This window comes from Candidatus Methylomirabilota bacterium, from assembly GCA_036005065.1.
GTDB lineage: Bacteria > Methylomirabilota > Methylomirabilia > Rokubacteriales > DASRDR01 > DASYQW01.
Genome location: DASYQW010000274.1, coordinates 1 through 12686, shown reverse-complemented (window position 1 = coordinate 12686; position 12686 = coordinate 1). Strand labels below are relative to the sequence as shown.

General features: G+C 71.6%; 12 protein-coding genes, 1 tRNA gene and 1 other RNA gene. All 14 read left to right on the top strand.

Features of this window, described 5'->3' with window-relative positions:
- Nucleotides 1–2391 (top strand): phenylalanine--tRNA ligase subunit beta (pheT, locus tag VGW35_18980; GenBank protein HEV8309751.1); only part of this gene is annotated, 2391 nt, incomplete at its 5' end.
- On the top strand, nucleotides 2391–2675 hold the full coding sequence (locus VGW35_18975; protein ID HEV8309750.1) for a hypothetical protein: 285 nt from the start codon (nucleotides 2391–2393) through the stop codon (nucleotides 2673–2675). The genes pheT and VGW35_18975, both read left to right, overlap by 1 nt.
- A gap of 55 nt (nucleotides 2676–2730) precedes the next feature.
- The gene (locus VGW35_18970; protein ID HEV8309749.1) at nucleotides 2731–3003 is read left to right on the top strand and encodes a cell division protein ZapA; all 273 of its coding nucleotides are present in this window, start codon (nucleotides 2731–2733) and stop codon (nucleotides 3001–3003) included.
- A 59-nt stretch (nucleotides 3004–3062) separates the two neighbouring features.
- Nucleotides 3063–3247, top strand: a non-coding RNA gene (ssrS, locus tag VGW35_18965) — 6S RNA.
- 187 nt (nucleotides 3248–3434) lie between these two features.
- Complete coding sequence (rny, locus tag VGW35_18960) at nucleotides 3435–5003, top strand: ribonuclease Y (GenBank protein ID HEV8309748.1); 1569 nt, start codon at nucleotides 3435–3437, stop codon at nucleotides 5001–5003.
- Nucleotides 5004–5105: 102 nt separating this feature from the next.
- Nucleotides 5106–5888 (top strand): TIGR00282 family metallophosphoesterase, encoded by a 783-nt coding sequence (locus VGW35_18955; GenBank protein HEV8309747.1) that lies wholly within the window; start codon nucleotides 5106–5108, stop codon nucleotides 5886–5888.
- Between the two features lie 29 nt (nucleotides 5889–5917).
- Nucleotides 5918–6772, top strand: a complete 855-nt coding sequence (locus tag VGW35_18950; protein ID HEV8309746.1) for a tetrahydrofolate dehydrogenase/cyclohydrolase catalytic domain-containing protein — start codon at nucleotides 5918–5920, stop codon at nucleotides 6770–6772.
- Between the two features lie 19 nt (nucleotides 6773–6791).
- Nucleotides 6792–8183: an exodeoxyribonuclease VII large subunit gene (xseA, locus tag VGW35_18945; protein ID HEV8309745.1), complete on the top strand. Its 1392-nt coding sequence runs from the start codon at nucleotides 6792–6794 to the stop codon at nucleotides 8181–8183.
- On the top strand, nucleotides 8173–8433 hold the full coding sequence (locus tag VGW35_18940) for an exodeoxyribonuclease VII small subunit (GenBank protein HEV8309744.1): 261 nt from the start codon (nucleotides 8173–8175) through the stop codon (nucleotides 8431–8433). Before xseA ends, VGW35_18940 begins: the two co-directional genes overlap by 11 nt.
- Nucleotides 8409–9326, top strand: a complete 918-nt coding sequence (locus VGW35_18935) for a farnesyl diphosphate synthase (GenBank protein HEV8309743.1) — start codon at nucleotides 8409–8411, stop codon at nucleotides 9324–9326. Before VGW35_18940 ends, VGW35_18935 begins: the two co-directional genes overlap by 25 nt.
- A gap of 10 nt (nucleotides 9327–9336) precedes the next feature.
- On the top strand, nucleotides 9337–10623 hold the full coding sequence (gene eno / locus VGW35_18930) for a phosphopyruvate hydratase (GenBank protein HEV8309742.1): 1287 nt from the start codon (nucleotides 9337–9339) through the stop codon (nucleotides 10621–10623).
- Nucleotides 10620–10958: a septum formation initiator family protein gene (locus VGW35_18925; GenBank protein HEV8309741.1), complete on the top strand. Its 339-nt coding sequence runs from the start codon at nucleotides 10620–10622 to the stop codon at nucleotides 10956–10958. Before eno ends, VGW35_18925 begins: the two co-directional genes overlap by 4 nt.
- A gap of 30 nt (nucleotides 10959–10988) precedes the next feature.
- The gene (locus VGW35_18920; protein HEV8309740.1) at nucleotides 10989–12593 is read left to right on the top strand and encodes a hypothetical protein; all 1605 of its coding nucleotides are present in this window, start codon (nucleotides 10989–10991) and stop codon (nucleotides 12591–12593) included.
- A gap of 15 nt (nucleotides 12594–12608) precedes the next feature.
- Nucleotides 12609–12685: transfer RNA gene (locus VGW35_18915), tRNA-Met, on the top strand.
- Nucleotide 12686 lies beyond the last annotated feature (1 nt).

Genomic DNA, 12686 nt, shown 5'->3' with positions numbered 1-12686 from the left:
ACCGAGGCGACACCGGCCGAGGCCGCCGAGCGCCTCACCATGGCCGGCATCGAGGTGGCCTCCGTGACCCCCGTCGTCACGCGTCTCAGCGGCGTCGTCGTGGGCGAGGTGACCGACGTGGCCTCGCATCCGGCCGGGGGGCCGCTGACCGTCTGCGCCGTCTCGACCGGATCCGAGCGCTTCAGCGTCGTGTGCGGCGCGCCCAACGTGAGGAGAGGCGTGCGGGCGGCGTTTGCGCCGCCGGGGGCCGTGCTGCCCGGGGAGCGCCGCGTCGAGACGGCAGTCATCAAGGGGACCCCGTCTCACGGCATGCTCTGCTCCGAGGCGGAGCTCGGAATCGGCGAGGACGCCTCGGCGATCCTCCTGCTGGACGCCGACGCGCCGGCGGGCGCCGACCTGGTCGGCTACCTCGCCCTGGACGACGTGATCCTCGAGGTCGAGGTGACCCCGAACCGGCCCGACTGCCTCTCGGTCCTCGGCGTCGCGCGCGAGGTTGCCGCGGTGACCCGAGGGCGTGTCCGCGTCCCGGCGCTGGCCATCGCCGAGGCTGACCCGGCGGCGGACAGCCTGGCCACGGTCACCGTCGACGACGCCGAGCTCTGTCCCCGCTATGCGGCGCGGGCGATCACCGACGTCGCGGTGGGACCCTCGCCGGCCTGGCTCGCCCAGCGGCTCCGGGCGGTGGGGCTTCGGCCGATCAACAACGTCGTGGACGTCACCAACTACGTCCTGTGGGAGCTCGGCCACCCGCTCCACGCCTTCGATCGAGACCTCCTCGTGGAGCATCGGATCGTTGTCCGTCGCGCGCGCCCCGGCGAAACCCTCGTCACCCTCGACGGCCAGACGCGGCGGCTCGCCGAGACGATGCTCGTGATCGCCGACGCCGAGCGCGCGATCGGCGTGGCGGGCGTGATGGGCGGCGCCAACACCGAGGTCGGCCCGTCGACCCGGCAGGTCCTGCTGGAAAGCGCCTACTTCAAGCCCGGCTCGATCCGCCGGACGGCGAAGGCGCTCGGCCTCTCCACCGAGGCCTCCTACCGCTTCGAGCGCGGCGCCGACATCGAGGGGCTCCGGCACGCGCTGGACCGGGCCGCCGGGCTCATCGCGGAGGTCTCGGGCGGACGGGTCGCCCGAGGCGTGCTCGACGTCTACCCGCGGCCGCGCCCCCCGGTCGAGCTGGGCCTGCGCCTCCAGCGGATCCAGCGCGTCATCGGCGCCTGCCCGCCCGCCGACACCGCGCGGCAGATCCTGGAGGGCCTCGGCTTTCCGGTCGCGCCGCGCGCGGGCGGCTTCCAGGTGACGGTTCCGAGCTTCCGGCGCGACGTGAGCCTCGAGGACGATCTCGTCGAGGAGATCGTCCGGGTCTGGGGCTACGGCGAGATCCCGTCCACGATCCCCGCGGGCGCCCTCTTCCTCACGCGGCGGCCCCGTCAGATCGTCGCCCAGGATACCGTCCGCCGCGCCCTGGCGGCCGCCGGCTACCAGGAAGCGATCACGCTGTCGCTCGTCAACCCGGCGTACCTGGCGCACCTCGGCCGCCCGCCGGATGACGCGCGGATCGTGACGCTCCAGAATCCGCTGGCGGCCGACCGGTCCATCCTGCGCCCGACGCTCCTCTTCGGTCTCCTGGAGGCGGTGGCGACGAACGTCCGCCGCCAGGCCCCCGACGTGCGGCTCTTCGAGGTGGGCCGGGTGTTCGAGTCGCAGGGGCCGGGGAAGCTGGCGCTCGAGGACACTCGGGTCGGCATCGTGCACACCGGGCTCCGCGCGCCGCGCGCATGGTTCTCGGGCAAGGCGCGAGCCGACCTCTTCGACGTCAAGGGCGCCGTGGAGACCGTGGTCGAGGCGCTCGGCCGGGGCGATGTCACGGTGGAAGCCCCGGACAGCCCGCTGGCGGCGCCCTACCTCGAAGAGGGCCGCGGCGGCATCCTCGTGGTCCAGGGCTCGCCGGTGGGGGTGATCGGCGAGCTCCACCCGGCGGTGCAGCGCGCCTTCGACTTGCCGAGCGCCCTCTTCTTCGCCGAGGTCTCCCTCGACCGCCTGGAGGGGATTCCCAGCCGCGCGCCCGCGCACCGGCCGCTCCCGCGCTTCCCGGCCGTCCAGCGGGACCTCGCGGTGATCGTGCCGGCCGCCGTGCCCGCCGCCGAGGTGAGCCGGGCCATCCAGGCGATCCCCAATCCGGCGCTCAAGCGGGTCGTGCTGTTCGACGTCTACTCGGGAGAACAGATGGGAGCCGGGAAGAAGAGCTTGGCCTACTCGCTCCTCTACCAGGCCGAGGACCGGACGCTCACGGATGCGGAGGTCAACGCGATGCATGCGGAAGTCGTGGAATCGCTCCGGCAGAGCCTGGGAGCCGAGGTGCGGGGGGTCGAGGGCGGGGAGGAGACCTGATGGCCGACGCCGAGGGCCGCCTTCTGCTGCTCGAGCAGCACGTCCAGCGGGCGATCGAGCTGATCGAGCGCCTCCGGGCCGAGAACACCCGACTCGCCGAGGAGCGCGCCGCGCTCGCCGAGCGCGTCGACGCGCTCAGCCGGGAAGCCGCCACCCTGCGCCAGCAGGAGCAGGCCCTCCTCCGGCTCGAGACCGAGCACCGCCGCCTCCAGGAGGAGCGACAGGCGCTCCTCGGGCACGTCGAGAGCATGTTGAAAGAATTGGCCCGGATCGAAGGCACCTGAAGCACCGACCGAGGGCTGCGTCCCCTGTGGCGAACGCGGGGGACTGGAGGTCAGCATGGCTGAAGGGCGGGCCGAGGTCGAGATCCTCGGGCAGCGGATCACGGTGCGGGGTCCGAGCTCACAGGAGTACATCCGCGGGCTCGCCGACTACCTGGACGGCATGATCCGCACGGTACGGGAGCAGGCGCGTGTTCAGGAGCCGACGCGGCTGTCGATCCTGGCCGGCCTCCACGTCGTCGACGAGCTGTTCCGGGCCCGGGACCGCGAGGCGGGGCTGGCCGCGCGGGTGGACAGCCTGGTCGAGCGTCTGGGCACGGTCCTCAGGTGAGGCCGGGCGACTTTGCCCTTGACCGCGGGTCGGAGGGCGGTGCTTAATGGGAGCGATCGGCTTCCCTGCGCTGCTCGTGATGCGAGGTGAAGTTGCGAGCCCAATCTAATGCAAACGGGAGCCCCGGCGTGGGGGCCGTGTGCAAGCCCCTCCGCGAAGGGGAAGCCTGACGCCTTCACCGGGGCGCCCACCTGGTTTCAGCCAGGTTCGAACTTCCCGAGCACACGGCAGAGGCGGGGAACGAGAGGACGGGCGGGGCCAACGACCCCGCCCGTTGTGTTTTTCCACCCCCGGTCACGCCCCACCCCTTTCTCGCGTTGACTCCTGCCGCAAGATGGCGTAACATTGGGCGGTTTTAGCCAAATGACCCATTCGCGCGAGCCGGCCGCGGGAGGGCGCATGACGCCGGCTCGTGACGGGAGGTGGCCAACCTGGACCCGACCATCATCGTCATCCTGACCATCGTGGGGATCGGCGTTCCGCTCGCGTGGGTGGGCGGGATGCTCGTCCAGAAGTCCCTGATCGAGCGGCGGATCGGCGAGGCCACGGAGAGAGGCCGCGGGATCGTGGAGGAGGCCCAGCGAAACGCCGAGGCCCGGCTGAAGGACGCCGCCATCGAGGCCAAGGAAGTCGTCTACAAGGTCCGCGTCGAGTTGGAGAAGGAGGTCAAGGACCGGCAGAAGGAGATCCAGGCGGTCGAGCGCCGGCTCCTCCAGAAGGAGGATCAGGTCACCCGTCGGCTCGACCAGCTCGACCGACGCGACCGCGACTATCAGACCAAGGAGGAGACCCTGACCGTCCGCGAGCGGGCGGTCAAGACCCTGGAGGAGCGCCACCTCGGCCTCATCGACGAGCAGCGGCGGGCCCTGGAGCGAGTAGCCGGCCTCACGGCCGAGGAAGCCAAGCAGCGACTGCTCGCCCAGATGGAGGAGGAGGCTCGCCGCGAGGCGATCCTGATCGGGATGCGCCTCGAGGAGGAAGCGCGGCAGGACGCGGACCGGAAGGCCCGCGAGGTCCTGGCCACGACCATCCAGCGCCTGGCGCCCGATTACACGGTGGAAACCGCCGTGTCGATCGTGGACCTGCCCTCCGACGACATGAAGGGGCGGATCATCGGGCGCGAGGGGCGCAACATCCGGGCGCTCGAGCTCGCCACCGGGGTCGACCTGATCGTGGACGACACCCCGGAGGCTGTCATCATCTCGGCCTACGACCCCCTGCGGCGCGAGATCGCGCGTCTGGCCCTGCAGCGCCTCATCGCCGATGGCCGAATCCATCCGGCCCGCATCGAAGAGGTGGTGGACAAGGTCAAGAAGGAGATGGATCAGCACCTGAAAGAAGAGGGCGACCGGGCCTGCTTCGAAGTCGGGGTGCACGGGCTTCATCCGGAGCTGGTGAAGCTCGTCGGCCGGCTCAAGTTCCGGACCTCGTACGGCCAGAACTGCCTGCAGCACTCCAAGGAGGTGGCGTGGCTGGCCGGGATGATGGCGGCGGAAATCGGCGCCGACGTCAAGCTGGCCAAGCGCTGTGGTCTCCTCCACGACATCGGCAAGGCCCTGACCCACGAGCAGGAGGGGAGCCACGTCGAGCTGTCGATCGACATCCTCACCCGCTACAACGAGCCACGGGCGGTGTTGAACACGATCCTGTCCGGGCACGAGAACGAGGAGCCCGAGACCATCGAGGCGGTGCTGGTCGAGGCGGCCGACGGCGTCTCGGCCGCGCGGCCCGGGGCCCGCCGCGACGTGCTGGAGAGTTACATCAAGCGAGTCAAGACCATGGAGGAGATCGCGCGGTCCTTCAAGGGGGTGGAGGCGGCCTACGCCATCCAGGCCGGCCGCGAGCTCCGGATCATCACCAAGTCGGACCAGGTCTCGGACCTGGACACCTACCAGCTCGCCAAGGACATCTCGAAGCGAATCGAGGCCGAGATGCAGTATCCGGGTCACATCCGGGTCACGGTCATCCGGGAGCACCGGGCCGTCGAATACGCGCGCTAGGCTCCGAGCGGATGCCCCGCATCCGCAACGGTCCTGGGGGAGGCCTCGGAGGGGGCCGTCGAGGCCCCCTCCGATGAGAAGAGGGGTAGCCGGTTGAAGCGGGTGAGTATCCTGTGCATCGGAGACGTCTTCGGTGAGCCAGGGCGAAGAGCCCTGGCTCACGTGTTACCGCGGCTCCGCACCGAGCTCGAGGTCGACCTGGTCGTCGCCAACGTGGAGAACGCCGCCGCCGGATTCGGCGTCACCCCGGCCCTGGCCCGCGGCTTTCTCGACGGCGGCGTGGACGTGATGACATCCGGGAACCACATCTGGGACCGGAAGGAGATCATCGAGTACATCGTGAAGGAGAACCTGCTCCTCCGCCCCGCCAACTATCCTCGCGGGACGCCGGGGGTGGGATCGGTGGTGATCAAGGCGGGCGCCGAGAAGGTGGGCATCCTCAACCTGCAGGGCCGGGTCTTCATGGCGGCCATCGACTGTCCGTTTCTCACGGCCGATGAGGAGGTCGCGCGGCTGCGGGCGGAGACACCCGTCGTCGTGGTCGACATGCATGCCGAGGCGACCTCCGAGAAGCAGGCCATGGGGTGGTACCTCGACGGGCGGGTGTCGGCCGTGGTGGGCACGCACTCCCACGTGCAGACGGCCGACGAGCGCCTGTTGCCGGGCGGGACGGCCTATGTCACCGACCTCGGGATCACCGGCCCCATCGACTCCGTGATCGGCATCGCCAAGGAGCAGGCGATCCAGCGGTTCCTCACGGGGATGCCGAACCGCTTCGAGCCCGCCCGCGGCCGCGCCCGCGTCCAGGGGGCCGTGATCCGCATCGATCCCGAGTCGGGCCACGCCCTCGGCATCGAGCGCGTGCAGCGCGACTTTTCGGGGTAGGCTAGGAGGAGGATGGGGCGAGGGCGGGCGTGGCGCTGATCCTCGAGGGCAAGCCGGTGGCGGCCAAGATCCAGAGCGCGGTGGCGGCCGGCGTGGCGGAGCTCCGAGCCCGAGGCGTCGTGCCGACGCTCGCCGTCGTCCTGGTGGGGGAGGACCCCGCCTCCCGCATCTACGTCGGGCGCAAGCGCGCCGCCTGCGAGGCCGTTTCTATCGTGGCCCGCGACCATCTCTTCCCCCGGGGCCTGGACGAGGCGAGCCTCCTGGCGCTCGTCCGCGAGCTGAACGCCGACCGGGCCGTCCACGGCGTCCTGATCCAGCTCCCGTTGCCGCCCGGGATCGATGAGGATCGCGTCATCGGCACCCTCGATCCCCGGAAAGACGTGGACGGCTTCCACCCCGAAAACCTGGGCCGACTGCTCGCGGGCCACCCTGAGGTGCTTCCGGGCACCCCGGCCGGCATCCTCGAGATCCTCGACCACTACGGCATCGAGCTCAAGGGCGCCGAGGCGGTCGTGGTGGGACGCTCCCGGATCGTCGGGAAACCCCTGGCCCAGCTTCTTCTCCTCCGACACGCCACCGTTACCATGTGCCACACCCGCACCCGCGACCTCGGCGCGCATACGCGCCGTGCCGAGGTGCTGGCAGTGGCGGCCGGCCGGCCGGGGATCGTCACCGCCGACATGGTCCGGCCCGAGGCCGTGGTGGTGGACGTCGGCACCAACCGGCTCCCCTCCGGCAAGGTCGTGGGGGACGTGGACTTTCCCGCGGTGAGCCCGCGAGTGCGCGCGATCACGCCGGTGCCCGGAGGGGTGGGTCCGATGACGGTGGCCATGCTGATGCGGAACACCCTTCAGGCCGCTCGGCGTCAGGCCGAGCTCGGCTGAGCCGGGGAGAGTTCCCGAGATGGCGTCGCTCGCGGCCGATCCGGGCCGCCGAATCCTCACGGTCTCGGAGCTGACCGCCGCCATCAAGGATCAGCTCGAGGCGCGGTTCGGCGGCGTCTGGATCGAGGGGGAGATCTCGAACTTCCGCGTCCACAGCTCGGGGCACGTCTACTTCACGCTGAAGGACGAAGGCGCCCAGGTCCGGGCTGTCCTGTTCAAGAGCCGGGTCCGGCGGCTCCGGTTCACGCCCACCGATGGGCTTCACGTCCTGGCCTTCGCCAACCTCGACGTCTATGCCGTCCGCGGCGAGTACCAGCTCGTCTGCGAGCTCCTCGAGCCGAAGGGTCTGGGGGCGCTCCAGCTCGCCTTCGACCAGCTCAAGGCGCGTCTCCAGTCCGAGGGCCTCTTCGACGCCGCCCGGAAGCGGCCGCTCCCGATGTTCCCGCGGCGGGTCGGCCTCATCACCTCGCCGACCGGCGCCGCGGTGCGTGACTTCCTGCGGGTGATCACGCGCCGCTTCGCCGGCGTCCACGTCACGATCTACCCGGTGCGTGTCCAGGGGGACACGGCCGCTGGCGAGATCGCACGCGCGCTCCACGTGCTGAATCGCCTGGGCGGCTTCGACGTCCTGGTGGTCGCGCGCGGCGGCGGCTCGCTCGAGGATCTCTGGGCCTTCAACGAGGAGGTCGTGGCCCGGGCCGTCGCCGGGTCCAAGATTCCGGTGATGTCGGCGGTCGGTCACGAGGCCGATGTGACGATCGCCGACTTCGTGGCGGACCTCCGGGCGCCGACACCCTCGGCGGCGGCCGAGCTGGTGGTCCGCGAGAAAGCCCAGCTGACGGCGCACCTCGCGAGCCTCCGCGACCGGCTCCAGCGGGCGGCGCGCCAGCGCGTCGGGCGACTCGCCGAGCGGCTCGCGGATCTCGGCCGCCGGCGCGTCCTGACGGACCCGGCCCGACCGCTCCGGGACTGGCATCGCCGGCTCGACGACCTCGCCGGGCGCCTCCATCGCGGTATCCGGCGCCGCCGGCGTGAGACGCGGGAGCGTCTGGCTCGCGTGGTCCGGGCCTTGCGGCCCGAGGTGCTGCAGGCCCTCACGCGCCAGCAGGGGCGCCTCCTCGCCCAGCTCGAGCGCCGGCTCGAGCGCAGCACGCGCCTCGGGGTGACGAGCCGGCGCCGCGCGATGGAGGCCATGGCGGCCCGTCTCGACACGCTGAGCCCGCTGGCCTGCCTGGCCCGCGGCTACAGCATCTGCGCCCTGCCCTCCGGGGAGGTCGTGACCCGGGCCGCCCAGGCCACGATCGGCGCGCCGGTGTCGGTCCGTCTCCGTGAGGGGAGCCTCGGGTGCCGGGTCGAGGAGATCCGGCCGCCGGACTCCCGGCCCGCCGCGCCACCCGAACATGGCGCCTGAGGAGCCTGCGATCGAGCCGGCGCCGAAGTTCGAGGAGGCCCTGACTCGCCTGGAGCAGCTCGTCCACGCGCTTGAGGCCGGGAACCTTTCGCTCGACGAGTCGCTCCGGGCGTTCGAGGAGGGCACCGCGCTCCTCCGCCTGTGCGCGCGGCGGCTCGAGGAGACCGAGCGCCGGATCGAAGTCCTCATGCAGGAGGAGGGCGGGCTGCGCGCCCAGCCGTTCAAATGGGAGGAGGAGGGCGACCGGTGAGCTTCGACCTGGACGCCTACCTGGGCGAGCGACGGCGCGCGGTGGACGAGGCGCTCGACCGCTACCTCCCGACGGCCGATGCGTATCCGGCGACGATCCACGAGGCCATGCGCTACAGTGTGCTGGCCGGCGGCAAGCGCCTCCGCCCCACCCTGGTGATCGCGGGCGCCGAGGCGGCCGAGGGCCGGATGGCGGACGTCATGCCGACCGCCTGCGCCTTCGAGCTGATTCACACCTATTCGCTGATCCACGACGACCTGCCGGCCATGGACGACGACGACTACCGCCGGGGGCGGCTCACCAGCCACAAGGTCTTCGGCGAAGCCATGGCCATCCTGGCCGGCGACGCGCTCCTCACCCATGCCTTCGGCCTGGTCGCCGCCAACATCCGGCTCGGCAAGGCGCCGGCCGAGGTCTTTCCCCGGTTGGTGGCCGAGATCAGTGAGGCGGCCGGGACGGCCGGCATGATCGGCGGTCAGGTGGTGGACGTCCAGTCCGAGGGCGAGCGCGTCTCGGCGGAGACCCTCGAATACATCCACACCCACAAGACCGCCGCCCTCATCCGGGCCGCGCTCCGCTCGGGCGCGCTGCTGGCCGGCGCCTCCGACCCGGTCCTCGACGCCCTGACGCGCTACGGCGAGCGGCTGGGCCTCGCCTTCCAGATCGTGGATGACGTGCTCGACGTCGAGGGGTCGCTGGAGATCCTGGGGAAGACGCCGGGCAGTGATCGGCGGAAGAAGAAGATCACCTATCCCGACTACCACGGCCTGGATACCTCGTGGGATCGGGCGAGGGCGCTGATCCACGAGGCCCGGGCGGCCGTCGCCGTCCTCGGCCCCGCTGCCGAGCCGCTCGGCGCGCTGGCCGAGTTCGTCCTCCGCCGGAAGGCCTGAGCCAGGCGCCGTGGGCGAGATCACCGACATCCACGCCCGGGAGATCCTGGATTCCCGGGGCAATCCCACCCTGGAGGTGGAAGTCCACCTGGACAGCGGCGCCGAGGGACGCGCCGCCGTCCCCTCGGGCGCCTCGACGGGAAGCGGCGAGGCCCTCGAGCTGCGCGATGGCGACAAGCGCCGCTACGGAGGCAAAGGGGTCCGCCAGGCTGTCAAGAACGTCGAGCAAGTGATCGGCCCCGAGCTCCAGGGCGAAGACGTCCTCGACCAGGCGCGCATCGACCGGACGCTCTGCCTGCTGGACGGCACACCGCAGAAAGAGACGCTCGGCGCCAATGCGATCCTCGGGGTCTCCCTCGCCTGCGCGCGAGCGGCGGCCGATGAGCTCGGGCTGCCGCTCTTCCGGTACCTCGGCGGGCCGGCCGCGCGGACGCTCCCCGTTCCGCTGATGAACGTCATCAACGGGGGGGCTCACGCCGACAACCGGCTGGACGTCCAGGAGTTCATGCTCGTGCCGGCCGGCCTCCCGTCCTTCGCCGACGCCCTCCGGGCCGGCGCCGAGGTCTTCCACACGCTCAAGCGGCTTCTGCGCGAGCAGGGTCATGTCACCGGCGTCGGCGACGAGGGAGGCTTCGCCCCCGATCTTCCGGGGACCGAGGCGGCCCTGACCTTGCTCCTCCGGGCCATCGAGGCGGCCGGCTACCGGCCGGGCGAGGACATCTGGCTCGCGCTCGACGTCGCCGCCACCGAGCTCTGGCGCGACGGCCGCTACCGCGCTCCGGGGGAGGGCGCGGAGTGGAAGACGGAGGAGCTCATCGAGTTCTACGCCCGCCTGGCCGGGCAATTCCCCCTGGTTTCGATCGAGGACGGCCTGCGCGAGGACGACTGGGACGGCTGGGTCAGCCTGACGCGCCGCCTCGGCCAGCGCCTCCAGGTGGTGGGGGACGATCTCTTCGTGACGAACCCGGCCCGGCTCGCCGACGGAATCCGCCGAGGGGCCGCCAACGCGATCCTCGTGAAGGTCAATCAGATCGGCACGCTGACCGAGACGCTCGAGGCCATCGAGATGGCCAGAGGGGCGGGCTACGGGGTGGTCATCTCCCACCGCTCGGGCGAGACGGAGGACACCTTCGTGGCCGATCTCGCGGTCGGCGTCAACGCCGGCCAGATCAAGACCGGCTCGCTGTCGCGGAGTGACCGCGTGGCCAAGTACAACCAGCTCCTCCGGATCGAAGAGTGGCTCGGGGACTCGGCTCGCTGGCTCGGTCCGGCCGTCTTCGAGCGGACGCGGCGATGAGCTGGCGCCGCCCGCATCCCGGCTGGATCGTGGCGGGCCTGCTCGGCCTGCTCCTCCTGGCGGCGGTGGTCGGGGAGAACGGTGTCCTCCAGCTCTGGCGCCTCCGCAAGGAGGTCGAGGCCCTGCACCGGGACGTCCAGGCCCTCGAAGCCGAGAATGACCGCCTGTCACAGGCCATCACCGAGCTCCGCGACGACCCGACGGTGATGGAGCGCATCGCGCGCGAAGAGCTGGGGCTGGTCCGGCCCGGCGAGCGCGTCCTCCGCTTCCCCCGGAGCGCCGGCCCGGCGGCACCGCCGGCCGCGCCCGTTCCCGGCCCCGAGCGGGCGCCCTAGGCCGCCGCGCCCGGCCTCGCCGAGGACCACATGGACTGGATTCAGGCGCTCGCCCCCTGGCTGTTCGTGCTGACGCTCCTCTTCAACATCCGCGCCGCCTGGAAGCTCGGGATCGACTGGAAGGGAATGGCGACCACCGTCCGCTTCGTCCGGGCGGCCCACGCCCGGCGCGCCGCACTGCCGCCGGTGGAGGCGCTCGAGCAGGACGCGGGGGCTCCCATCTTCCTGCACCTCGTCGCCGCCTACCAGGAGCCGGGCATCGCCGGCACGCTGCGCGAGCTCCTCGACGGCCGATACCCGCCCGGAAAGGTGCACTTCGCCGTCGTCACCAAGGCGGCCGAGGACGAGGCGCCGCACCCGGCGATGGGGATGAGCACCGGGACCCTCTGCCAGCGCTTCCTGGCCGAGCTACCTCCCTACGACGCCAAGCGGCTCACCCACCTGGCCATGCCCGGGGCCGGTCGCAAGGCCGAGCAGCTCAACTGGGCGCTGCGCCCCGAGGCCGTGGCGGCCATGCTGGGGGAGGCGGCCCTCGACCCCGGGCGCGTCTTCGTCGCCGTCTCCGACGCGGACTCGGTCCCCGATCCCGACACCTACCGGTGGATCGCCGGCGAAGAGCTAGCCGGACGGGGCGCCCTCGCCTATCAGGGCGTGACGCTGTCGCTGGGCAACTGGGCGGCGCTCAACACGCGCGGCCGGATCTGCGCCATCCAGCAGTCATCGATCTTCATCCGCGTCTCGATCGCCCGGCTGATCAACGAGGTGCGACGGCTCCAGGCGATCGAGGCCGTGCTCCGGCGCTGCCCCGAGGCGGCGGCGCGCTGGCTCCGGCCGGCACTCGAGTTCTGCTTCCGCCGGTCGCAGATCTGTCTCGGACACAACCAGTTCGTGCGCCTCGACCTGCTGCTCGCGCTGGGGTGCTTTCCCACCCGCGGAGCGACCGAGGACTCGACCCTGGGCTACATGCTCGGCGCCCGCCGCGTCCTCATCCGTGCCATGCCGATGATCGAGCTCACCGACATCCCCGAGACCAAGCCGAAGATCGTCCGCCAGAACGCGCGCTGGTACAAGGGCGTGCTCGACGACGCGCCGCATCTCTGGGAGACGTGGCGCCGGGCCCCGAGCGCGTTCGACCTGGCCCAGCTCATTCGCCACGTCGCCAACAAGGTGATCGAGTGGCCGGTCGCCGCCGCGGTCTATCCGGCGATGGGCTACCTCGGCTGGCACTTCGCCTATGCCTACCGGCACGATCACCCGGTGCTGTTCTTCGTGGCGGTCCTGGTGCCGACGCTCTCGCTCGGGCTCACGGTCTGGGTCGGCGGCATCGAAACGCAGCGCGCCATCCAGGCCATGGAGCCCTACCTGCCTCGGCCGATCTCGCTCCGCTGGACGACGCTCCGCGAGCAGCTCATGGCGACGTTCCGGTGCCAGACCTACTGGCTCCTCGCCACCCGCGCCGCCTGGCACGTCCTCTGGCACCTCGCCCGGAGCGGCCGCTACGAGCCCAGCAAGACCGACCGCGTGGTCCGCGTCGGGCCGCCCCCCGGCTGGCTCCTGCGCGTCCGGGCGTGGGTCGGCCGCGCCGACGAGGCCGAGACCGGCGTGCGGCTTGACACACCCGAGACCATGCGGTAAGGTACCCGATGGCACCGCGGGGTGGAGCAGTCCGGTAGCTCGTTGGGCTCATAACCCAAAGGTCGCTGGTTCAAATCCAGCCCCCGCAACCAA

Coding starts and splice junctions, on each gene's coding strand:
- VGW35_18975 (HEV8309750.1), top strand. CDS start 2,391: ATGGCCGACGCCGAGGGCCGCCTTCTGCTGCTCGAGCAGCACGTCCAG.
- VGW35_18970 (HEV8309749.1), top strand. CDS start 2,731: ATGGCTGAAGGGCGGGCCGAGGTCGAGATCCTCGGGCAGCGGATCACG.
- xseA (HEV8309745.1), top strand. CDS start 6,792: ATGGCGTCGCTCGCGGCCGATCCGGGCCGCCGAATCCTCACGGTCTCG.
- VGW35_18940 (HEV8309744.1), top strand. CDS start 8,173: ATGGCGCCTGAGGAGCCTGCGATCGAGCCGGCGCCGAAGTTCGAGGAG.
- VGW35_18935 (HEV8309743.1), top strand. CDS start 8,409: ATGGGAGGAGGAGGGCGACCGGTGAGCTTCGACCTGGACGCCTACCTG.
- VGW35_18925 (HEV8309741.1), top strand. CDS start 10,620: ATGAGCTGGCGCCGCCCGCATCCCGGCTGGATCGTGGCGGGCCTGCTC.
- VGW35_18920 (HEV8309740.1), top strand. CDS start 10,989: ATGGACTGGATTCAGGCGCTCGCCCCCTGGCTGTTCGTGCTGACGCTC.